We start from the raw sequence: 21409 nt of genomic DNA, 5'->3' as shown, positions 1-21409 counted from the left end.
AAGCGACTACGACATTCGCCGGGGTAGCGAGAAGTTTCAAGCCACTGCCACCCCCAAAGAGCCGTTCGCTAGGCGCTTCGAGCAACCACTGGATTCGCCCGCAACAGAGCCATCAACACCGGCCCGAGCGAAAACTCCCCTCGCCGCGCCTTGTCCGTCAGATTGCGCAGATATCCGCCGGCCGAGTTGATGTGCCCTGCCCTTTCGAGAATACAGGCCATTGTCGCAGCCGCATTTTCCGGCCCCATCGCCTCGCAGGCGTCCTGGTAGGCGCTTGGACTGACGCCCAGCATCGATCGGACCACCACTCGCCTACTCATCCCACCTACCTGAAGGTCCGGCTGCGGCAGGTGTTTGGTGAAGATCTGTTGCTGAACTCAGTTATCAAATCGACCGCTGTCCCGGGCGCTCGCCGCTGCCGCCACCCCGTTGCTTTTGCGACGGGCTTGGGTCTTTTTGCGGTGATAGGTCCACCTTTCATATCGCTCCTCGATCGCGCTAGGGGCGATGTTTGCGAGCAAAGGTGAGATGATCCCCCCCTGAGGGATACCGGCGTCCGTCCGGAGGAACTGATCCTCAGTCAAAACACCGGCCTTGAGGAATAATCCGACCAATCTCACCACTCGTCGATCACCGATGCGCTTGCGCATCCGCTCGAGCAGGTGATGATGATTGATATTGTCGAAGCATCCTTTGATGTCCCCCTCAATAACCCAAGGATATGGCAACCGGTTTCGCCGAGTGTCCTTGTCCCGCTTCTGCGGCAAGGCTGCCCGACGAATGTACTCCAAGGCGCCGTGGGTGTTTCTGCCGGGTCGAAACCCATAAGAGACATGCCAGAATTGCGCCTCGAAGATCCGCTCCAAAAGGATTCTGGCCGCGCCTTGTACGACGCGGTCTCTGATGGTGGGGATGCCCAAGGGTCGGAATTGCCCCGGTTTCCCGGCCTTTGGAATGAGCTTGCGCCTGGCCGGACTTGGCCGATATGCACCACTGCGCAGATCAGCTTGAAGATCGACCAGGAAGCGATGTTCACTCCTGTTTCGGATACGTCCCACCGTCATCCCGTCAACCCCGGCCGTGCGTCCACCTTTGTTGGAGGCAACGCGCTGCTAGCCAGGCAACAAGGTTGAGCCAGCTTCGTCCAGCGAGGGCGGCGTGACGGTCGAAAAGCGCCCGTTTTGGCGCGTTGCTACCTATCAAGGCCAGTGGCTCTATCCCGCGACGTCCAGGCACGGGAGCCCGCCCTTGATCAGGCTTTCAGGAAGACCAGCGCTCGCAGGATCTCCGCAAAATCCGCATGCTTGAAGGCGACGGCGCGAGGACCGTGCGCATATGCACCGGGATACCAGCCGGCACGATAGGCATCTGTCGGATTGTTGAACTCGATCACCACTTCGTAGCGCTCGGCCCTGGACGGCAGCACCTGAGCGAAATCGCCGGACAGCGCTTCTGCCACGCCTTCACGAATAAGCCGGCGCGACCAAGCAGGCGAGATCGACGTCGTCGAACGACCTTTACCCTCCAGTGTTTCCACGGACTTCAGCCCCGGCACCATCGCCCGCGCCTCAGAGCAAATACCGGCATCGCCGGCAAGGAAGACCGACGGTACACCGTAACCGGCGGCACAGAGCGCGTTGACGGTAAATTCCGAGGCGACCTCTCCGTTCAAAAGCAGGCGCGAGATGCGCATCGTGGAGGTATGGGCGAGCGGATTTGCCTCGCTGCCCGCTTTGGAGTGATAGCCCGTATAGAGCGCGGCCGCGAAGCCGGCATCGAGGCCGAACATCATCGCATCCGGATGGCCGGACCAGCCGCGCACAATGCGGACATAGTCCGGCAGGCGGTCGAGGATGAGGTTGCGACCGCTGTCATGGGCGTCTTTCACCACGACTTCCGTCGCACCGGCGGCACGCGCGCCCTCGCAGGCAGCGACCACCTCGGCGGTCATCAGGGCGCGAAATTCGGTCCAGTCGGGATGGGTGCGCTCGGCTTCGTCCCATTGCGCGATGCCTGCGGTGCCTTCGATGTCAGCGGAGATGAAAACTTTCATGGGTGGGTTCCTCTATCGGTCAAATCGGGAAGAGCGGGATAGATGCGGTCGTTTCAGGCAGGCATCGCGAAGGCCAACCAACGCGATGGGCGCCGCCAACCGCGGGGGCTTCAGCGGCCACTTTGGCAGACTTGGTTATCGGCGAGGCACGTCTGACCGGTGATCGGCGATTTGCATGTCGTTTAACGGAACATTGGTGCAGCTCGCCGCCACAGGCCAATTCAATTTGGGCAAAACTCCATGCAAGAATCGCCTAACTCCCGAGATTTCAATCGGTTATGGATAACTCCCTCACGATCATGCGTGCGTGCACGGTCGCTAGCGCGGAGTTCTCGCCGACGCTCAAAGTCGGTGAGAACTCCACACGCAGGTCTAGAGAAGTTCGCCCATCGACTGCAGGAGCCGATCGATCTGATCGGTCGTGTGCTCGGAAAACACCGCAAGCCGCATGGTCGCAACATCTGACGCGTCGGAATAACCACCAGGCTGCTGCACCCTGACGATGATGTCGCGCTCCGCCAGACGATCGCGCAGCTGTTCGAGGTCGGTGACGCCCTTGATGGTGACGATCGGTACCGGCGTGTCGGCAACGTCGAACCCGAGGGTCCGCAACCCGCTGCGCATGTGCTTGACGTTGCGAACGAGGTTGGCGCGCTTTTCCGGTGTCGCCTGCAGAACGCGCAACGATGCGGCTGCAGCGGCTGCAAGACCCGGTGGCGCCGGCGAGGCACCACGCATGATCATCGCATTGCCCGCGATCTTGGCGGCCAGATCCGCACTACCGGGAACGATGCCGCCGAGCGCGCCGAACGCCTTGCTCATCGTGCCGGCGAGATAGTTGCCCTCGCCTTCGAGCCCCGCGTGCTGCAGCGATCCGCGGCCGGTCTCACCAAGGACGCCGACACCGTGGGAATCGTCGATGCAGAGCAGCGCACCATCATAGGGGGCCATGGCCTGCCGGTAATCCCCAAGTGGCGCCAACCGTCCGGATGACGGAAAGACGCCGTCGGTCAGCACCGCCGGCCGCTCGCCCGCCTTCACATGCAACGACAGTTGCGCAGCAAGATCCTCCGGATCGGCATGCCGAAATTCGTGAACCCGCTTGCCGAGCGTCGGGATCGCGTCACGGGTGCTGTAATGCGTTGCGTAATCCATGAAGATGACATCGAATTCGTCGCGCAGCCCCTGCAGCAACACCATGGGGCTGGTGTAGCCGGAAATCATGTAGACGACCTCGTCTGTGCCGAACCAGTCGCGCAACCGCTCCTGCAAATCGGCATAGACCTGCATATGGGCGAGCGTCCCCGGCCCCATGCCGTAGCGCCTGGTCGCTTCGCAGGCTGCCTCGATCACCTCGGAGTGGCCATGCAGGCAGAAGTACGACGTGCCGCAATAATAGTCGACCTCGCGCCCGCCGATGGACATGCGGGCGCCAAGAGGTGACTCCATCTTGATTGGAGCGGTCATGGTCACGCCGCTTCGGCCTGGGACGGGCTGCGTCGCGCCAGGAACATCGGCCCGACGCGGATGCCGCGCTTGCCGTTGTCGTCGACGGCATCAAGTTCGAGGATCTCGTCTTCGTAAAGCCGCCCATGCATGCGGAAGCGTCCCTCCTCGACCGGTTCGCATGTGTGCGTGCAGAAGTACTCGATCAGGCACTTCAGGCCGCCATGGCTGTAGGTCAGGTAGGTGATGTTGAAGTCCGGTCCATATTCGCCGAGATGCGGCGCAATGGCGTCGGGCACAGTCTCGTCCTCAGGCGTCTCTATGCGTGTCCAGCTTGTATCCCGCCAGGCGAGCTTGCCGGCTGCCGGGAAGGAGAGGTTCATATGGGCATAGTCCGCGCCGCGCCCGTAGATGCGACCGTCGATGACGAAATCGTTGCCCGCCACCGGACGGATCCGGTGCGGAACGCCCTCGCCCATCAGGTAGACCTTGCCGTCCTTGGATTTGACCTCGACGATCTCCTGCGTGGCGTCGTCGCGGTAATAGCCCGGCAAGGCCTTGAACTGCGCTTCGGAGATCTCCGGCGGACGCTGTGTCCGCTCCGGCATCGTGCCCATCTTGCGCTCGGCAAGAACGATGCGCACGCCGTCGACCCCAAGCCGGGAGGCAATCTGGTTGGCGAAATCAAGGGTCGCAAAAATAAGCACGCCGACGCCGGCGGCAGGCAAAAGCATCATCTGCGAAGCATAACCATAGACAGCGCCACCATGGCCGACCGAGGTCCAGCCGTCGACGTCACCGGAACCAAAGCACAGGCCATACCCATTGAGCGTCTTGTCGTGGCCGGCCGGACGTTTGCCGAACGGTGTCCACATCTCGCGCAGCGACGCCGGCGAGATGATCGAATTGCCGGCAGCGTCAAAGCCGCCGCGCAGCAGGCACTGGGCGTAGCGTGCCATATCGCCGGTGGTGGAAAAGATGTTGCCGGCCGGCGAGCCGCCAAGGCTGAACACCGGCGCCGGCGTATCGCCGTCGAGCGTCCACATGTCGGCCGGCGCAAGCCGCTCGCGAATGCCCGGCGCCATGCCGCAGGAGGAACTGTCCATGCCGAGCGGCTTCAGAATGTTGGTAGCGACATAGTCGGAATAGCTCTGGCCAGTGACGACCTCGATCACCCGACCGACGACGGCGATACCGGCGTTGGAGTAATGCATCACCCCGAGGCTCGGATCCTGCTTCAAGGTCGAGCTGGCAAGCTCGTCGACCGTGTCCTCCAGCGGAGGACGGGTCGCGTCGAGATAGTGGCCACTCTTGGGTTCGCGCACGAGCCCGGCCGTATGGGTCATCAGCTTGCGCAGGCTGATGACCGAGCCGTAGGGCCCGCCTTCAGCGCCGGCGAACGGGTTCACCGGCTTGAATCCGGGCAGGTAGGTCGAGACGTCGACATCGATATCGACAAGGCCCTTTTCGACCAGTTGCATGATCGCCAGCGAGGTGAAGGTCTTGGTGATCGAGCCGATACGGAAGCACGTGTCCTTGCCCATGTCGAAATGGCGGTCATGGCGCTGGACATGGCCTTCGGCAAGCACACCGTCTCGGTCGACGAGGGCGTAGGAGATCGACGGGATCGCCTTGTCCTCGACCTCGTACCGGATCAGATCCTCGAACAGCTCGATGGAAGCAGCAGACAGAGAGGACATGGAAAATGCTCCTTGGTCGTAAGGGATTGGGTCTCAATGGGCGTGGCGTGGGTCGAGCATGTCGCGCAGCGCATCGCCGACGAGGTTCCACGACAGTACGAAGAGGAAGACGGCCGCGCCGGGGAAGGCCAGCGTGTACCAGAACTGGAAGGGATTGCCGGGCTGACCGACGATCCAGTTGCGCGAATAGGCGATGAACTGGCCCCAGTCGGCATAACCTTCTTCGGTGCCAACGCCGAGGAAGCTGAGCGCTGAGGCGGACAGCACCATGGAACCGGTCGCCATCGTCGCGAGAACCAGCACCGGGAACATGGCGTTGGGCAGGATATGCAGGACGATCAGCCTGAGATCGCTGGCGCCGTAGCTCCTGGCTGCGTGGATGTAATCCATCTCGCGGATCCTCAGGATCTCGCTTCGAACGATGCGGGCATAACTCATCCAGCCGAACGTCGTCAGCGCGATCGTGATGGGCACGATGCCTTTGCCGAGCAAAGCCGTCAGCACCATGGCGGCGATCAGGAAGGGCACGGCCATGAACACGTCGACGATGCGCATCAGCACTTCCTCGACGACGCCGCCGTAATAGGCCGCGACAGCGCCGACGACCGTGCCGATCAGCACTGAGATCGCCACGACCCCGAGCCCGATCTTGAATGCCGTGCGCGTACCCCAGACGACGCCATAGAAGATGTCGTACTGGCCCTGGGTCGTGCCAAACACCGCCTCCGGCGAAGGCGGTTGCGGCGTTGCCAGGAAACCCGCGCGCGGCGTGTCGTAGGGCGAAAGCTGGAAGCTTTGCGGCGGCGCCAGAACGGGCGCGAAGACGGCGATCAGCACGAAGGCGAGGAGGATCACGACACCAAACAGCGACACCGGATTTCGTGCGAGGTAACGAAGAAACTTCATTGCGTCTTCACCCTCGGGTCAAGCAACGGATAGATGAGATCGACGACCAGGTTCATCAGCACCAGGACGACCGCGAAATAGAGGCCGAAGCCGAGAACTGCGGGAAAGTCGAGATTGGCAGCGGTCTTGGCGGCGAACTGGCCGAGCCCGGCGTAGTCAAAGATGGTCTCGGTGATGACCACGCCACCCATCATCACGGCGAGTTCCATGCCGGCGATGGTTGCAAGCGGCAGAAGCGCGTTGCGCCTGGCGTGATGCAATTCGACGACGCGGCGCGGCAGGCCCTTGGCGCGGGCGGTGCGTACGTAGTCCTGGCGCAGCGTTTCCAGCATCGAGGTGCGCATCACCCGCGTCATGCTGGCGACGTTGACATAGGTCAGCGTGATGACGGGAGCCGCAAGGTGACGAAGTGCATCGCCGAAGATCGCCAGGTTGCCGTTGAGCAGCGCGTCGATAGTATTGGCGCCGGTGTAGCGCACGAAATCGCCGGAGCTGACCACGGTTTGCGCCCACTGGCTGAGCCGGCCGGGCGGAAACCAGTCAAGCGCCGAATAGAAGATCAGCAGCATTAAGAGGCCGAAGACGTAAACCGGAAAAGACCAGCCGAGAATGGTGAAGATGCGGATGACGTGGTCGGGCCAGCGGTTGAGATAGATGCCGGCGCGCGAGCCGAGGTAGACGGCGAGTAGCAGACAGGGCACGAAGGCCAGCACGACCAGCTCCAGCGTCGCCGGAAACAGCGACATCAGCGCCGTCGACACCGGCTGGCGGGCGGTCTCGGACCAGCCGAGATTGCCGCTGAGAACGCCGCCGATCCAGCGGCCGTACTGAATGTAGAAGGGATCGTTGAGCCCGTACTGCTCGATCATCCGGCGGATGCTCTCCTGACCACCCTTGAGATAATCCGGCGACGGCGCATAGGCCGCCAGTCTCTGTGTCGGCGAAAGCGACATCTGCAGCGCGAAGATCATCAACGACAGCGCGAAGAGGACGATCGGCAGCATCATCAATCGTCTGAGTGCGTAGTTCAGCACGGTTCACACGTTCCGATTTCAGGGAAAATGAAACAAGGGCTGCCGGGCGGGATCGCCACCCGGCAGCCCTGGCCAATCAATCGTTGGCCTTGGTGACCGGGTAGAAGTCCCACGCACCGTAGAGGATCATGTTGTCGACATAACCATCGATATTGCTGCGTGTGACGACGTAGCCGAAATCTTCCCAGAGGAACTGGGTCGTGGCGTATTCGTACGACATCTCCTGCAGCTTGGCGTAGATCGGCTCGCGAACCGCCGGATCGACCGATGCCCAGGCTTCATCCAGGAGCGGCTTGAACTTCTCCGCCATCAGGTCGCGATAACCTTGGCCGACCATGCCGCCGACGAGACCCGTGGGCGAGAGGTAATAGCTGGCGGCACCGAGCGGACCACCCGGATCGGAATAGTCAGGACCCCAACCCATCACCGTCAAGGGTGCTGCCGGCTTTTCGCGGTTGTTGAGCTTGTCCGAAACGGATGCCCACGGCAGAGCCTGGATCTGCATCTTGAACTTCGGATTGATGCGCGACAGGCCCTGCTGCAGCGCCGAGAGTGCCGCCGTCAGCTGCGGGTTGCCTTCGGTCACATAGGCGGTGAAGGCAAAGCCGGTATCCCAGAGCTTGCCGTCAAATGCCTTCTTGAAGTGTTCTTCGGCCTTGGCGGGATCGTAGCTGTAGACAGGTGAATCCGGGCGGTAACCCATGATGCCGCGAACCGTCGGCCCACGAGACTGCACGGTCTTGTTGAGCAGCACCTGGGTGAGGAGCGCGTCGTAATTCTGGGCGTAGTTGAAACCCTTGCGCACGTCGATGTCGGCGAAGAAGTCCGGCGGAATACCGGCGCCGTCGAGCTTGCCGCTGCCGATCGCCGGATTGTCGTTGTCGTCGAGCGGCCAGGCGAAGAAGATGCCGCGCGAGAACACTTTCTGCAGGCCGTCAATGACCTTGACGCCTTCGGTCTTGCTGAGTTCGTCGATGAACTCGACGGGTGCCGTGACGAAATCGGCGTCACCGGACAGAAGCTGCAGGCGCCGCGTCGTCCATTCCGGCACCGTGCGCATGACCACCCGCTCAAGCTTGGCGGGGCCCATGAAGTAGTTGTCGAACCGCTTCAAGGTGATGCGCCGGTCGGTCCGGTCCCACTCCTCGAGCATGAACGGCCCGGTGCCATTTTCTTCCGCAAACAGCGGATTGGCGCCGAGTTCCGGACGGTAGTGGGCCTTCCAGGTGTCGCCCGAGCCATCCCAGCCGCCGACCGATGCAACCCATTCTTTGTCGACGACCGAAGTGCCGAAGGGCAGCGCGATCACCCCAAGCGTGGCCGGAAACGACTTGGGCAGCTTGAGCGTGACATTATCGCCATCGACGACGATCTGCGACGCGAGTTGGTCATAGACCTTGCGCAGGATCTCGGGGCTGGCGTCGTTGATGGATTTCACCTCGCCTTCGGCCTCAACCCACTTGGCGATGTCGGTATATTTGCCGGCTGTGATCACCTCGGTGATCGCGTTCGACATCCAGGACTGGCCTTGAAGAATGGCACGCAGCAACGAATAGCGTACGTCTTCGGGCGTGATCTGGCCGTAACCCGGCTCGATCGTCGCCTTCTGGGCGTCAGTCAGCTTGTCGTAGTATTCCCAGGTGACTTTGCCGTCGGCGCCCTTGATCCCGACCTTGTGGGCTGAAACGCCTTTGCGGATCGGGAAGGTATAGCTCACCGAGCCATCGGCCGCCTGCTTGATGAGGCCGTTTTCGAGCGAAGGTACTTCGGTCGAGAGCGACGGCACGAACTCGGAGATCTTCGAGCCGTTGAAGTTCAACAACCGACTGTAGATGTTGAGAGCGCCGTAAGAGCTCGGCGTGTTGGCGATATAGGCCGGATCGAACGATTGGATGTCGTCGGTCCACATGAAGACGAAAGTGCCGGGGTTCTTGGTCTCGGCCATAGCGGGCGCAGCCGCGATGCCGAGCCCCAGGCACAGAGCTAGGGCTAAGGTGCGTTTCATCGTTGTTCCCATTTGGTGGAGGCGGAAGTTTTCTTCTCGTTATAGGGGAGGCTAGAAGAGCGCTTGCAGGTCTGTCCAATGTGTAATTAGGATAGACTATGCAAATCACGCATGAGGGCCGGCATGGAACTGCAATGGCTTGAAGATTTTCTCGAAATCGCCGCCACGCGGAACTTTTCGACGGCGGCGACTGCGCGCAACATTTCGCAGCCGGCCTTCAGTCGCCGCATCAAATCGCTTGAGAACTGGATCGGCGCGGACTTGATCGACCGCAGCACCTATCCCGTGCAACTGACACGGGCGGGAACGATGTTCCTTCCGGGTTGCCAGCGGCTCGTGCGTGAGGCCTACAGGCTGCGCACCGATTGCCGCAATGTCGCCGGCGAAAGCTCGGCCATGCTGACATTTACCTCGCTGCATACGCTGGCGATGTACTTCTTCCCGAGATGGATCGGCTCGCCGCTGATATCGCGGATACCGCTTCGCACCAGCATGCATGCCGCCGACTTCCTTGAAAGCATCGATCATCTGTGTTCGGGCCAGTGCGATTTTGCCATCACCTATGTGCATCCCGATGGCCCGCCGGTGCTGGAAGGCGGCCCGTTCGAATCCCTGCAGATCGGCAAGGACAGGCTGATCCTGGTGTCGGGAGCCGACGAGAGCGGCCGACCCCTGTTCGACATCGACGGGCCCGAAAGCACGGAGATCCCTTATCTCGCCTATTCCTGGAGCGACGGCTACATCGGCAAGCTGGCGACCTTGATCCAGTCGCGCTGGCGCCGGCCGCTCAATCTCAGCATCGTCTATCAGTCGGGCCTCGCCGATGGCCTGAAGCACATGGCCGTCGCCGGGCGTGGCGTCGCCTGGCTGCCGCAGATCTGTGTGGCGGAAGCCCTGCGCCAAGGCCGCCTCGTCCAGATCGGCGGACCACAGATGTCGCTCGAAATGGAGATCCGTATCTTCAGGCGCGCCGGCCCTGGTAGCGCCGACAGCGATGGGTTGTGGCAGCATCTCAAGCAGTGTGCGGCATTGCCACAGTACAAGAACGGATTCGATGTCGGCATCGACGCCGCCTGAGGCACCGTCATACCCCAAATCGCCCCACCGAGGCCATATGCGAAGACAGGCGACACGATGCAGAAAGCGCATAGTTTCGATTGCCACATTCGCGAAACATTGATTTCACTCGGTTTTGCGGCACGGACAAAAGCCGATTGCGTGCCGCCCGGGCACTGACGGTCTACCTCGCGGGGAGTTCTCCGCCATCCGAGCATATTGACAGGATGCAACCCCGTTGCGAGACCTGATAGGGCAACGTCCCCTCGAAATCGGGTCCATGTGCTGATGTTCCTGTCTAAATCCGCGCCCCCTGAACTGCCCGAGGATGTGATCCTATCCGTGGAAGACCTTGAGGTTTCCTTCGCGGCCGGCACCCGCTCACAGCTGCGCGCGGTGCGAGGCGTCTCCTTCCGCATCGCGCGCGGCGAGACAGTTGCGCTGGTCGGCGAGTCTGGATCCGGCAAATCGGTGACCGCCATGACGATCATGCGTTTGACCGAGTATGACGGCGCGGCGATTACCGGCGGGCGGGTGCTGATGCGCTTGAAGGACGACAAGGTCGCCGATCTCGCGACATTGTCGGAAAAGCGGGTCGAAGCCCTTCGTGGCGCAGACATCTCGATCGTTTTCCAGGACCCGATGTCGAGCCTGAACCCGGTCTTTACCGTCGGCGACCAGATTGCCGAAGCGGTGATCCATCACCAGCACAAGACACCCGAGGAAGCGCGCCAGATCGCGCTCAACACCCTCAAGCTGGTACGTGTGCCCGATGCGGAACGCAGGCTCGACCAGTATCCTCACCAGCTCTCCGGCGGCATGCGCCAGCGCGTCATGATCGCTATTGCGCTCGCCTGCCGCCCGTCGCTGATGATCCTCGACGAGCCGACGACCGCGCTCGACGTGACCATTCAGGCGCAGATCCTCGATCTGGTTCGCGCCCTGCAGCACGAAATCGGCATGTCGGTGCTGTTCATTACCCACGACATGGGCGTCGTCGCGGAAGTCGCAGACCGGGTCTGTGTGATGCTCAAGGGTGAAATCGTCGAGACGGGTTCGGTTTACGACATCTTCGCCAAGCCGAAGCATCCCTACACGCGCGCCCTGATTTCCGCCGTGCCGCGCCTCGGCAGCATGGCCGACAAGGATGCGCCGGAGAAATTTCCGCTGCTGGTGTTCGAACCGGAGCGGCAGCCCGCGGAGGCGACAGAATGAACGCGCCGGCTCATATGACGCAATCCCCTCGCCCACTTGTCGAGGTGCGAAACCTGGTGACGCGCTTCGATCTCAAGGCCGGGCTGTTCGGCCACGTCTCCGGCCGGGTACATGCGGTGGAGAACGTCTCCTTCGACATTTTTCCCGGTGAGACCCTAGCGCTGGTCGGTGAATCCGGCTGCGGCAAGTCGACGGTCGCCCGCTCGCTCATGCAGCTCGATCGACCGCGCTCTGGCTCCATCCGCTTTGATGGAACCGAACTGATCGGCGCGCCGCGCCCTGTCCTCGCGCGATTTCGGCGCGAAGCGCAGATGGTCTTCCAGGATCCGTTTTCTTCGCTCAACCCGCGCATGACGATCGAGCAATCGCTGATGGATCCGATGCGGGTCCACAAGCTTGGTTCGACCGGGGACATGCGCGCCCGCGCTGCCGAACTTCTGGCAAAGGTCGAGCTTTCGCCTGAGCATCTCGAGCGCTATCCGCATGCATTTTCCGGCGGGCAGCGCCAGCGCATCTGTATCGCCCGGGCGCTTGCGCTCAACCCGCGTCTCATCGTCGCCGACGAAGCAGTCGCTTCGCTCGACGTGACGATCCAGGCGCAGGTGATCAACCTACTCATGGACCTGCAGCGCGAGATGCAGATCGCTCTTCTGTTCATCAGCCACGACATGGCGGTGGTCGAGCGCATCGCTCACCGCGTTGCGGTCATGTATCTCGGCGAAATCGTCGAGATCGGCGATCGCCGCTCGGTGTTTAGCAATCCGCAGCACCCCTATACCCGCAAGCTGCTATCGACCGTGCCGATTGCCGATCCGACGCGCCGTCCGGAAGGGCGCCAGCCGATGTCCGACGAAATTCCAAGCGCGGTGCGTGCGCCGGACTTCGTGCCTCGCGAACTGCCGATGCGGCAGATCTCATCGACCCACTACGTGCGCCAGGTCGCAACCGCCTGACAGTAGCCGCTATACCCCGTTCCAGATCAGAGTATCCCAACATGAGCACTTTCGAAGTGACGCAACCGGCTGCGAGCGCTGCCGGCATGGCGTCGACAGATATCCGCGACAGCGCAAGCGGGACCACGGCCGCAATGTTCCTGCGTCCAGCGGCCGCCGAGCGACCGACACCCTATATCGAGGTCGACGACAAACGGCTCACCCGCAATATCAAGGCCATGCAGCAACGCGCCGATGCAGCCGGCGTGGTGATGTTTCCGCATGTGAAGACGCACAAGAGCCTCCACATCGCCCGGCAGCAGCTTGCCGCAGGTGCGCGCGGTATCACCGCCTCCAAGCCCAGCGAAGCGCTGGTCTTTGCCGAAGCCGGGATTGCGTCGATCATCCTGGCCTATCCCATCATCCACGCGGCGTCGCTCGATCGCCTTCTGCCTGCGGTCAAGAAGCGTGGCGTGGAACTGCGCACGATCGCGGCGAGCGAAACAGGTGTCGATGCGCTGTCGGAGGCCGCCAGCCGGCACGGGGTCGAGATCGGCGTGTTCCTCAAGGTCGACGTTGGCCTCGGCCGCGTCGGCCTCAAACCCGTTGACCCGGCAGCGCCTGAACTGTGCGCGAGGATCGCCCGCACCCCTGGTTTGCGATTTGCCGGACTGCTTTCGCACGCCGGACATGCCTACGGGGCTCCGGAGCCCCATGCCCTGGCCAAGATCGCCCACGACGAGGCCGAGGCCCTCGCCGGTCTCGCCGAGAGGCTTCGGCAACGCGGGCTCGCCGTCGATTGCATTTCCGTCGGCGCAACGCCGACTTGCCTCGGTGCACCGCTGCCCCGGGAAGTCGATTGCATCCGTCCCGGAAACTACGTCTTTCTGGACGGCACCGCCCTTCGGCTTGGCATTTGTACCGCCGACGACCTCGCGCTTTCAGTCGTCGCCCGCGTCGTTGCGTCGAACGAGGCGCACTTCATCATCGACGCTGGTTCGAAGTCCATGAGCTCCGATCGCGGCGCACATGGCATGGGTGGCGCAGGGTTCGGCACGGTCGTCAGCGCCGAAGGCGATGGCGAAACCGGCCGGTGGACGCTCGAGCGGCTGTCCGAGGAACACGGGTTCGTCCCCCATTCCGGGCGCGCCCTGCCGCTCGGCAGTCGCGTGCGCGTGTTCCCCAACCACTCCTGCGCCTCGATCGCCAACTTCGACAATTTCGTCCTGGCGCGCGCGGATGGCACTGCAGCCAGCCTGCCGGTCGACGCCCGCAACGGTCAGACCTGAAGGGCGCACCAGCCTTTTCGGCCACCCGGGCGGCGATCAATCGCCGCCCGAGAGCGAGCTGAAGTTCTCGCTCCTTCGTCCATCATCGAGATGGAAAGCTGGATTGTGAGACCTAGATCTCCCAAATATCATTGCGACGCCAATATCAGTGCATCGAGAAGCCGACGCGGCTGATCGGACTTCAAATCTACGCCTCCAGTGTAAAGGATATGATCCATGAAAGTCCTAATGGTCCTCACTTCGCACGACACCCTCGGTAACACCGGCAAGAAGACAGGGTTCTGGCTCGAAGAGCTGGCGGCTCCCTATTACGTCTTTAGGGATGCCGGAGCCGAAATCACCCTTGCATCACCCAAGGGCGGCCAACCGCCGCTCGACCCGAAGAGCGATGAACCGATGTTTGAGACCGACCTCACTCGGCGTTTCAAGGCAGACCGGGAAGCCAAGGCCCAGCTCGCCGAGACGGTTCGCCTCGACAGCGTCAACCAAGGGGACTTCGACACCGTCTTCTATCCCGGCGGTCACGGTCCGATGTGGGATCTCGCCGAGGACGGAAACTCGATCAAGCTGCTCGAAACCTTCATTGCGGCGGGCAAGACGATTGCCCTTGTATGCCACGCACCCGGCGTTCTGCACCGCGTCAAGAACCCGGACGGCACACCTTTCGTAAATGGGCGAAAGGTCACGGGCTTTACGAATTCCGAGGAAGCGGCCGTCGGTTTGACGGAGGTCGTGCCCTTCCTGGTAGAAGATGAGTTGCTCGGTCTCGGCGCCGTTTTCTCGAAGGTTAAAGACTGGGGCGTCCACACGGTCGTCGATGGCCGGCTCATCACCGGCCAGAATCCCGCCTCATCTGGCGAAACGGCAAAAGCCCTCCTGGCCGCCTTGAAACCGTAATCGAAGATTGGATCGGGGCGCGTCGCCAGAAAGAGCGTCCGCCTTCGGCGGAGCGTGTCTTGCAGACAGAGGACTATTCCGTCTCCAATTCCCTTGGCGAAACAATCGATCTCAAGGGCTTCATAGAGGAACAAGCCCGCTTCAGCGTCGGGTCCGATGTCGAGAGAACGCTGGGGCTCGAAAACGGACTAACGCTATCACCGTCGATCGGCGCGGATATCGGCTTTGCCTCGCTTGATGGCGAAGGCCTGTTCGGGAGGATCTCCGCCGGGCTCACTCTCTCCAACCACGACAACTGGAATATCGACTTCTCACTGCTGTTTAACGTCGAGGGCGATGGTTCGGGCTCGGGCGGCGGGAAGATTGGCGCGCGCGTGAGCTTTTGACCGAACGATCACACGCAGACGTCTTCGCCAAAGAAATGACGGCCCCTCTCAGCGCTCACATACGTTTTCCAAGCGGCCTAACCTAGGCCGAAGGAGATATTGAGGATGCGCTGCGGAGCATAGACATGTTAGGCACTTAGGGAAGGACAGCCGCATCTTGCAGCATTCGCACCGGTGCGCCTCACTGCTATCAACGGGGTGCGCCTGAAGCGGGACGCTAGTAAGCCAGCTGAGCACGTAGGCTTGGGACGATCCAGTCGAGGAAGCACCGCACCTTCAGCGGCAGGGGATCGGCTGGTCCATGGATAACGTTCACAGGTAGCGGTTCCGGTGCAAAGTCCGTCAGCAATTCGTGCAGAGCGCCGGAGCGCAACTGATCGGAGATCTGGTAAGACAGCACGCGGATAATGCCGATACCGGCTATTGCAGCCTGAATGGCAGCCTCCGTCGTATTGACCGCGAATTTGGGGCGCGGCTCGATGGCAAAGGCCGCGCCGTCCCGGCGGTAGCGCCATTCCGGCGCGGTCGCAAAGCCCTGAAAGCTTATGCCATCATGGTGGCTGAGGTCTTCTGGCTGAAGCGGAACGCCTCGGCGGGCAAGATAGTCGGGGCTCGCGCAGATCACCCGTCGGACGGCGCCGACGCGCGTTGCGATAAGCGCGCTGTCCGCCAAGTGTCCGATCCGCAGGGCCACATCGACGTGCTCGTCCGCCAGACTTAGCTGACGATCGGCGAGGGTCAGACGCAGGTTGATATCGGGTTGCTCCTTCAGGAACTCCAGAGCTATTGGCAGCAGATGGCGCTCGCCGAAGGCAATCGGTGCGGTCACGTGCAGCCCTCCACGCAGCGCGCCATAATCGCCGCTGGCCTGCCGCTCCGCCGCGTCCAGCTCCTCCAGAATACGACGTGACGCGGCGACGAAGCTGCGCCCCTCATCCGTCAAGGAGAGGCCGCGGGGGGTGCGCACGACCAGGCGCACGCCAAGGTGTTTCTCAAGATCCGCGACCCTGCGGCTGACCGTGGCGAGCGGTGCATGCAATCGCCGCGATCCAGCCGAGAGGCTGCCGGCGTCCACCACCGCCAGCAGCACCGACATCGCTTCAAACCGATCCATCGTATCCTTCCGGAAACTGAGAGGAAAGTTCCAGAAATGGCAGGATACCCTATTGCTTTCGGATATCCTAGCTTTTGCGTCGATCCAGGGGACGCCGGCCGGCTCCCCGTATTGCCAATGATCAGGAGAAAGACGTCATGCCTCAACTTTCACGTCGTGCCTTTGCAAGCGCTCTTCCTCTCGGCCTCCTCGGGGGAGGACTGATCAGTGGCGCACCGGCCCCTGCCGCCGCGCAGAATACCCCCAACACGCCGGTCAGCATTACGCCGCTGGCGCAGATCCGCATCGGTCGCTTCACGGTGACGGCGCTGACAGACGGGTACGCCGATATGCCCTTCGACTATTTTCCGGGACGCGCGCCGGCCCAGGTGGAGGAGGCGGCAGTCGCTCAGTTCACCGCCCGGCCGAGCGGGGTGCGGTTCCTCTTCAACCAGTATCTCATCGATGATGGCGAGCGCCGCATCCTGATCGATGCCGGTGCAGCGGGCTCGATTGGTCAGACCGGCAAACTGCCGCAGGCGCTTGGTGCGCTTGGCCTGCAGCTTGACCAGATCGACGCGGTGATCGTAACGCATATGCATCAGGACCACATGGGCGGTCTGATCGCCGGAGGCAAGAACAACTACCCAAAGGCGGAGCTCTACATCGATCGTCGCGACGTCACCCATTGGACCGACCCGGCCAAGCGCAGCGGCGCGCCCGACTATCTGCAAACCAGCTTTAAGATGGCGGAGGAGGTGGTGCGCCTCTACCCGAAACTCCAGGCGATTGACGGAGAACGCGAAATTGTGCGCGGCGTCTCAATTGTCGACCTGACCGGCCATACACCCGGCCATATCGGCGTGCGGGTCGAAGATGACGGAAAGAGCCTCATCATGGCCTCGGACATGATCTTTCCGGTCGTGCATCCGGGGGCGACCGACGTGTTCTTCCTGTTCGAGCAGGACCGGGCAGCGGCCAAGGCAATGCGCGACCGCTTTTTCCCTCGCGCCGCTTCGGAGGGCGCACTCATCGCCGCCACGCACATGCCCTTCCCAGGGCTCGGCCGTGTCGTCGCCGACCGTGGCCAGATGCGCTGGGAGGTGGCCGACTGGGCCTTACAGGATTGAAGTTAGCTACGGCGGTCTAGAAAGTCGGTCATTTCTACGGCATCAATATTCCGGCGCAAGGCGCGGTCGAACCGATGGTTGCCGGATGGGTTCCCGTATTTTCCGGAACGCCATGCGATGCGCCATTTTGCTTGCAGGAACAAATCGCATTTAGGAACCACGCGGGGTCGCCTGATGTCTTTGGCTGCGCGCGAGCCCGGCAAAGCGACGCTTCACCTCTTCGAATAGGGGTGGTGGAGGCAACGGGCCGTGGTAGCCGCTATCGGTGTCGAGCGGCCGGACGTCCGGGTCTGGCGGGGCAAAGCGGTTACTTCCCGTCAAAACAATCCAGGAGCGCTCGTCATCCGGCCCTAGCGAGCTTTGTCGCCGGCGGGATCTCGACGGCATCGGCCGGGCGGAGGGTGGCGAATGCGTGATCGGGAGTGGGGCGGGTGCTGTTGATTGCACCGGTCTCCTCGGTGATCGAAGTCGCCGCAAAGCTTCACTGCCTGATCGTTACGCACGACCCGGACCTCAAACTCGAGGATGCCCCCTGGCCACAGCTGCGAACCCTGTTGAAGGACCTCATCCGGATCAACGGTGCGCGAGACGATCAGTACCGTCACGAACGACTGCCGACGCGGTCGGAACCCAGCCCGCGGTTTCACTCTGAGGGGGAGATCTAGCAACATGGACCTCGGCAAATCAACGGGCGTGCGAGACGTTTTGGACCTGGCGACGCAATACAAAGCCGCCGCCGTCAAGCTGAGTGAGAACCCATCCAGTCCTAACCATCTTCCGCAAAGGCTGCTGGCTCTTCATGCCATCGAGCTTTATCTCGATGCTCTTCTTCAGGCGAAAGGCCTCGATGACGAGCCGATCCACAACTTCCAACATGACCTTGGCGGGCCGGGCCGAAGAGCGGGGGCCGCAGGACTTGTCTTGCGCAAGCGCACGCTGGCGCACGTGGCAACGCTCTCCTCAGCTCAAGAGTATCTCATTGTCCGATATGCTCCTGAGCTGGCGTCCACGCTCTCGCAGGTGAGCCGGGTTATGACGACGCTTGAGGAGGTTTCGCGGAAGGTTCCAAAGATGGTGACGGCGACCAAGCCCCATCAGTGAACTTGATCGCTGGCGGCCAAAGGGATGGCGGGTTTTCCGAGTTGGACCCGCGCTCGAAGGTATGTCAGACAGTGCTGCCCGAGATCTGCTTTCAGCGTTGACTGGATCTTATCAAAGAATGACTCGCAACAAAATTCCCAAATTGGAAACTTTGTGCTTGTTTCCAAATTGGGAATTCGTTAAATAGGGGCTCAAGTGAACGTTATCGCTAAATCTGCGCTGGTCAGCTTTTGGAATAGCTTGCCGAAAGGCGTCCCACGAGAGGCCGCCCGAGCCGCAATGACGGAATGGTATACCACCGCATCGAAGGCGAGCTGGAGTAATTTTAGCGAGTTAAAGAAGACATTTAACTCAGCTGATCTGGTGGCCGGCAACAAGGTTATCTTCGACGTCGGCGGCAACAAGTACCGCATTGTGGGGCTTGTCGCATTTCGGTCCAAGCGGATTTTCGTCCTGTTTGTCGGGACGCACGCCCAGTACGATGCGATCGACGTCAAAGAACTCTGACGTGAAAGGAAGTCGACATGTTGGATTTGAAAGGGTTTCGGACGCTTCAGAGTGAGGCCGAGTACAACGCCGCACTGAAGGAAGTTCGGCCATATTTCGAAGACGAACCCGAAGAAGGCTCTGAGGAAGCTGCGCACTTTGACGCGCTCGTCCTTCTGATCGAACAGTACGAGGGCAAGCACTATCCAATCCCGACGGCGAGCCCCGTTGAGGTGGTCAAGTCGGTGATGGCTGCGAACAACTACACGCGCGCCGATCTCGTGGCGGTCATTGGTTCGAAAGCGCGGGCGGCCGATCTTCTGAACGGAAAACGGGAAATCAATCTGGATCAGATTAGAAAGCTCAGCAAAGAATGGAACATCCCGGCTGGTTCACTGATCGGCGAAGTGGCGGCCTAAGGATTCCGGCTAAGCTCGCCCCATTACCCCGTTCGACCAGGCGAGCAACGTCGTTGATGCGCTCGATTACGACCCGAATCATTCAACCCCGGACGATCGAATTCGTTCTTTCAGATTCGAGTCGGGCCGGGCCCACCATATCCCTCATTTATGTTCTAGGGCCTCCGGCAGTGTCGTGTGCGGGCCAATAGGATCACATCCCAGGTCTCTTGGCACGACAGCTCGGAAAACTCGTCAGGAGCGGGAACGCTTGGTCATAAGTCCCCATTCAGCACGACGGGCCGTCCGTGCGGCGTCCGCAAATATGCGCGCTCCCAGGCATCTCGCCGCTGGATTAATTCCTTGCCGGAAATCGCGTGTGCTTGATCGAGGAGGCTTTCGAGTGCGGACAACACGGCGCGATAATAGGTCTCGGTGTCGTCCGACTGTCCGGCGAGATGCGCCTCGCACAACTTCGCTCCCAGGGTTTCAGCCCAATGCGCTCCTGATATTACGCCCGAAGCAACCAACAAATTTGCCATCGCAGAAGCCTGAGCATGCCACGGCTCGGCGAAAGCCGGTTCGCTGTCCCTTTGCGTCAGGTGGGCCGTCCCGGGTTCAGATCCGCTCAAGATAGCTCTCCCAGAGATCGACGAAAACTTGATCGCGGCTGTCGTGGGCTTCCGGCCACAACTCGGACGCGGCAAAGCCAACCGTGTAGAGGTGCTCGCCTCTGGGCGTTCCGGCGGCTGACGCGTCCGGCAGTACATGGGCGCCGTGATGTGCGATCACGCTTCCACGCCTCCCCCGCACATAGGACGGCAAGCGCGTATGTCCGGAATGTCCCATGGATTTGCCGCGCACCACGTCGCCCACGACGAACAACGGCGGCGCCCCGGAATCAAGAGCGTAGCTGCGCACGGACTTGACGTAGGCGCGCGCCTCGTGCGCTCTTTCAGGCGGATAGCCAGGCTGGCGTGCAAATGACGACCGGCCAACATCGAGTTCTTCCAATGCAAGATAGCCGGCATCAATCATCTGGGCTGCAATCGTCAGCACCCATTGATCGAAGTATGGCCGCGTCAAATATTCGGCCGGAACGATCAACTCGCGGCAATGCCTGAACCAATCAATCGACCAGTCCGCATCGCCAGCGGCAGCCTGGGCGAGACCGAAAGCCCGCATTTCCCAATCCGAACGGAAGGGACGCTCGTCATCCCTGCCTAGAATGGGGCCAAATCCTTCGCGCCCGCCAAGATCGTGAACGCCGTCCATCAGGCTTCCCTCCTGGTTGGAGAAAGATCCCTCTGCGTCCCGATCATAGAATTACGCGAGACCAGCTCCGCGAGCTGCTCTTCGCTCCAGGATTCCACACCATTGGGCTGCTGCGGTATCACCAGATATCGTCTCTCGGACGTCGAGTCCCAGACCCGCACCTCGACAGTCGGGGGAATTTCCACGCCAAACTCCGCCAAAACCGCGCGCGGTTCGCGCACAGCGCGCGCCCTGTATTCGTTCGACTTGTACCACGCAGGCGGAATCCCCAGAATCGAGAATGGGTAGCAGGAACAAAGGGTGCAGACGACGAGATTGTGTATCTCTGATGTATTCTCAACCGCCTGCAGGTGACCCGTTCCGTGCCCAGCAAATCCGAACTGCTCGATTGCAGCGGTCGCATTTTCGAGAAGAGCCCTTTTGAACGACGGTTCTCTCCAGGCCCGAGCCACGACCCTCGCCCCGCGCTTAGGTCCGATCTCGTCGCGGTACATTTCGATCCAGGCGTCCATAGCCGCAGGATCGATCAGCCCCTTTTCGACGAGAAGGCTTTCGAGTGCTCTGGTTCTCAGCACGGACTCGGAAGGCAAGTGCTGATGCAGCTCGTGATGGATACTGGAAATGCGTCGCGAATCGAAGCTTGTCATCGCCTTGCTCCAGGAGCGTAGTCTGCCAAATCAACAAGCGACCCCACCATTTTGAGGTGGGTCGAGGCGTGAATGATCGAGCGGTTTTTCACCAAGGTCAAGCAATGTTGCACCGTGTCAGGAGTCAATCGTATCAAACCCGGGAAGGCGAAGGTCTCTGGTTTTCGCTCACAACGCCGTTGTCGCGATAATGCGGCGAACCAGCCAAATTCCATTGGCCGCGTCTTGCCTTCATGGAGCGCCATGACCGATTTCGCCAAGCCGTTCCCTGAAGGCCAAGAGCATCTCCTCCCATCATGCTTCTTCTCGGAGCAGAGGTTTTCTCGATTTCACAGAAATTTCAGAACTTGTTCGGGACAT

The 21409-nt window shown here is 61.4% G+C and carries 20 protein-coding genes and 3 pseudogenes; 10 read left to right on the top strand and 13 right to left on the bottom strand.

The annotated features are described in order from the left end of the window. Positions 1-68: 68 nt before the first annotated feature. From repC to IB279_RS17860, 8 genes and pseudogenes are all read right to left on the bottom strand, one after another. Positions 69-320: pseudogene (gene repC / locus IB279_RS17895) on the bottom strand (replication initiation protein RepC); the annotation flags it as partial. A gap of 57 nt (positions 321-377) precedes the next feature. Continuing rightward, positions 378-1064: a reverse transcriptase domain-containing protein gene (locus IB279_RS17890; protein WP_246802002.1), complete on the bottom strand. Its 687-nt coding sequence runs from the start codon at positions 1062-1064 to the stop codon at positions 378-380. Positions 1065-1252: 188 nt separating this feature from the next. Continuing rightward, complete coding sequence (locus tag IB279_RS17885) at positions 1253-2053, bottom strand: M55 family metallopeptidase (protein WP_029742580.1); 801 nt, start codon at positions 2051-2053, stop codon at positions 1253-1255. A gap of 372 nt (positions 2054-2425) precedes the next feature. Next, positions 2426-3520 (bottom strand): pyridoxal phosphate-dependent aminotransferase family protein, encoded by a 1095-nt coding sequence (locus tag IB279_RS17880; RefSeq protein ID WP_060517260.1) that lies wholly within the window; start codon positions 3518-3520, stop codon positions 2426-2428. A 2-nt stretch (positions 3521-3522) separates the two neighbouring features. Then, a complete protein-coding gene (locus tag IB279_RS17875) occupies positions 3523-5199 on the bottom strand; it encodes a serine hydrolase (protein WP_113553779.1) in 1677 nt (558 codons plus the stop codon). 33 nt (positions 5200-5232) lie between these two features. Then, positions 5233-6105, bottom strand: coding sequence for an ABC transporter permease (locus IB279_RS17870; RefSeq protein WP_029742577.1), 873 nt, complete (start codon positions 6103-6105; stop codon positions 5233-5235). Beyond that, on the bottom strand, positions 6102-7139 hold the full coding sequence (locus IB279_RS17865) for an ABC transporter permease (RefSeq protein WP_029742576.1): 1038 nt from the start codon (positions 7137-7139) through the stop codon (positions 6102-6104). The genes IB279_RS17870 and IB279_RS17865 overlap by 4 nt, the downstream gene beginning before the upstream one ends. 76 nt (positions 7140-7215) lie before the next feature. After that, entirely contained in the window at positions 7216-9144 is a 1929-nt protein-coding gene (locus IB279_RS17860) for an ABC transporter substrate-binding protein (protein WP_029742575.1), read from the bottom strand. 123 nt (positions 9145-9267) lie between these two features. Between IB279_RS17860 and IB279_RS17855 the strand changes: the two genes are divergently transcribed. The 5 genes and pseudogenes from IB279_RS17855 to IB279_RS17830 all read left to right on the top strand — a co-directional run bounded on the left by IB279_RS17855 (position 9268) and on the right by IB279_RS17830 (position 14919). Continuing rightward, on the top strand, positions 9268-10221 hold the full coding sequence (locus IB279_RS17855; protein WP_192339463.1) for a LysR family transcriptional regulator: 954 nt from the start codon (positions 9268-9270) through the stop codon (positions 10219-10221). A gap of 267 nt (positions 10222-10488) precedes the next feature. Beyond that, positions 10489-12368: pseudogene (locus IB279_RS38160) on the top strand (ABC transporter ATP-binding protein). Between the two features lie 41 nt (positions 12369-12409). Continuing rightward, complete coding sequence (locus IB279_RS17840) at positions 12410-13636, top strand: alanine racemase (protein WP_192339459.1); 1227 nt, start codon at positions 12410-12412, stop codon at positions 13634-13636. A gap of 216 nt (positions 13637-13852) precedes the next feature. Continuing rightward, positions 13853-14533, top strand: coding sequence for a type 1 glutamine amidotransferase domain-containing protein (locus IB279_RS17835; RefSeq protein ID WP_192339457.1), 681 nt, complete (start codon positions 13853-13855; stop codon positions 14531-14533). A gap of 59 nt (positions 14534-14592) precedes the next feature. Next, positions 14593-14919 (top strand): hypothetical protein, encoded by a 327-nt coding sequence (locus tag IB279_RS17830; protein WP_192339455.1) that lies wholly within the window; start codon positions 14593-14595, stop codon positions 14917-14919. A gap of 217 nt (positions 14920-15136) precedes the next feature. Here the strand turns inward: IB279_RS17830 and IB279_RS17825 are convergent, their stop codons facing one another. Beyond that, positions 15137-16033 carry a LysR family transcriptional regulator gene (locus IB279_RS17825; protein WP_192339454.1) on the bottom strand — a complete coding sequence of 299 codons (897 nt, stop codon included), beginning with the start codon at positions 16031-16033 and terminating at the stop codon, positions 15137-15139. A gap of 137 nt (positions 16034-16170) precedes the next feature. Here IB279_RS17825 and IB279_RS17820 point away from each other — a divergent pair, with 137 nt between their 5' ends. Continuing rightward, the gene (locus IB279_RS17820) at positions 16171-17142 is read left to right on the top strand and encodes an MBL fold metallo-hydrolase (RefSeq protein ID WP_089045264.1); all 972 of its coding nucleotides are present in this window, start codon (positions 16171-16173) and stop codon (positions 17140-17142) included. 150 nt (positions 17143-17292) lie between these two features. On the opposite strand, the pseudogene IB279_RS38155 reads toward IB279_RS17820, so the two are convergent. Next, positions 17293-17565, bottom strand: a pseudogene (locus IB279_RS38155) (plasmid maintenance toxin (PemK-like)); the annotation flags it as partial. 8 nt (positions 17566-17573) lie between these two features. Between IB279_RS38155 and IB279_RS17815 the strand changes: the two are divergent. From IB279_RS17815 to IB279_RS17800, 4 genes are all read left to right on the top strand, one after another. Continuing rightward, positions 17574-17807, top strand: a complete 234-nt coding sequence (locus IB279_RS17815) for a hypothetical protein (RefSeq protein WP_162728810.1) — start codon at positions 17574-17576, stop codon at positions 17805-17807. A gap of 4 nt (positions 17808-17811) precedes the next feature. Continuing rightward, the gene (locus tag IB279_RS17810; protein WP_112976304.1) at positions 17812-18243 is read left to right on the top strand and encodes a hypothetical protein; all 432 of its coding nucleotides are present in this window, start codon (positions 17812-17814) and stop codon (positions 18241-18243) included. A gap of 195 nt (positions 18244-18438) precedes the next feature. Then, positions 18439-18750 (top strand): type II toxin-antitoxin system HigB family toxin, encoded by a 312-nt coding sequence (locus IB279_RS17805; protein ID WP_060517270.1) that lies wholly within the window; start codon positions 18439-18441, stop codon positions 18748-18750. Between the two features lie 17 nt (positions 18751-18767). Next, a complete protein-coding gene (locus IB279_RS17800; RefSeq protein WP_029742565.1) occupies positions 18768-19148 on the top strand; it encodes a type II toxin-antitoxin system HigA family antitoxin in 381 nt (126 codons plus the stop codon). 254 nt (positions 19149-19402) lie between these two features. Here IB279_RS17800 and IB279_RS17795 read toward each other — a convergent pair whose 3' ends face one another. Genes IB279_RS17795 through nthA form a run of 3 tightly spaced genes read right to left on the bottom strand, consistent with a single transcriptional unit; the run spans position 19403 to position 21049 of the window. Continuing rightward, positions 19403-19759: a nitrile hydratase accessory protein gene (locus IB279_RS17795; protein WP_060539250.1), complete on the bottom strand. Its 357-nt coding sequence runs from the start codon at positions 19757-19759 to the stop codon at positions 19403-19405. Further along, positions 19746-20402: a nitrile hydratase subunit beta gene (nthB, locus tag IB279_RS17790; RefSeq protein ID WP_060517274.1), complete on the bottom strand. Its 657-nt coding sequence runs from the start codon at positions 20400-20402 to the stop codon at positions 19746-19748. The genes IB279_RS17795 and nthB overlap by 14 nt, the downstream gene beginning before the upstream one ends. Next, on the bottom strand, positions 20402-21049 hold the full coding sequence (gene nthA, locus IB279_RS17785; RefSeq protein ID WP_029742561.1) for a nitrile hydratase subunit alpha: 648 nt from the start codon (positions 21047-21049) through the stop codon (positions 20402-20404). Before nthA ends, nthB begins: the two co-directional genes overlap by 1 nt. Positions 21050-21409: the final 360 nt, after the last annotated feature.

Origin of the sequence: Ensifer sp. ENS06 (genome assembly GCF_014852205.1) — a bacterium.
Lineage (GTDB): Bacteria > Pseudomonadota > Alphaproteobacteria > Rhizobiales > Rhizobiaceae > Ensifer > Ensifer adhaerens.
This window is presented reverse-complemented; position numbering and strand designations above follow the sequence as displayed.

Excerpts from the sequence above, each read along its gene's own strand:
- IB279_RS17890 (WP_246802002.1), bottom strand. The coding sequence starts at position 1,064 with ATGACGGTGGGACGTATCCGAAACAGGAGTGAACATCGCTTCCTGGTC.
- IB279_RS17885 (WP_029742580.1), bottom strand. The coding sequence starts at position 2,053 with ATGAAAGTTTTCATCTCCGCTGACATCGAAGGCACCGCAGGCATCGCG.
- IB279_RS17880 (WP_060517260.1), bottom strand. The coding sequence starts at position 3,520 with ATGACCGCTCCAATCAAGATGGAGTCACCTCTTGGCGCCCGCATGTCC.
- IB279_RS17875 (WP_113553779.1), bottom strand. The coding sequence starts at position 5,199 with ATGTCCTCTCTGTCTGCTGCTTCCATCGAGCTGTTCGAGGATCTGATC.
- IB279_RS17870 (WP_029742577.1), bottom strand. The coding sequence starts at position 6,105 with ATGAAGTTTCTTCGTTACCTCGCACGAAATCCGGTGTCGCTGTTTGGT.
- IB279_RS17860 (WP_029742575.1), bottom strand. The coding sequence starts at position 9,144 with ATGAAACGCACCTTAGCCCTAGCTCTGTGCCTGGGGCTCGGCATCGCG.
- IB279_RS17855 (WP_192339463.1), top strand. The coding sequence starts at position 9,268 with ATGGAACTGCAATGGCTTGAAGATTTTCTCGAAATCGCCGCCACGCGG.
- IB279_RS17840 (WP_192339459.1), top strand. The coding sequence starts at position 12,410 with ATGAGCACTTTCGAAGTGACGCAACCGGCTGCGAGCGCTGCCGGCATG.
- IB279_RS17835 (WP_192339457.1), top strand. The coding sequence starts at position 13,853 with ATGAAAGTCCTAATGGTCCTCACTTCGCACGACACCCTCGGTAACACC.
- IB279_RS17825 (WP_192339454.1), bottom strand. The coding sequence starts at position 16,033 with ATGGATCGGTTTGAAGCGATGTCGGTGCTGCTGGCGGTGGTGGACGCC.
- IB279_RS17820 (WP_089045264.1), top strand. The coding sequence starts at position 16,171 with ATGCCTCAACTTTCACGTCGTGCCTTTGCAAGCGCTCTTCCTCTCGGC.
- IB279_RS17810 (WP_112976304.1), top strand. The coding sequence starts at position 17,812 with ATGGACCTCGGCAAATCAACGGGCGTGCGAGACGTTTTGGACCTGGCG.
- IB279_RS17800 (WP_029742565.1), top strand. The coding sequence starts at position 18,768 with ATGTTGGATTTGAAAGGGTTTCGGACGCTTCAGAGTGAGGCCGAGTAC.
- nthB (WP_060517274.1), bottom strand. The coding sequence starts at position 20,402 with ATGGACGGCGTTCACGATCTTGGCGGGCGCGAAGGATTTGGCCCCATT.
- nthA (WP_029742561.1), bottom strand. The coding sequence starts at position 21,049 with ATGACAAGCTTCGATTCGCGACGCATTTCCAGTATCCATCACGAGCTG.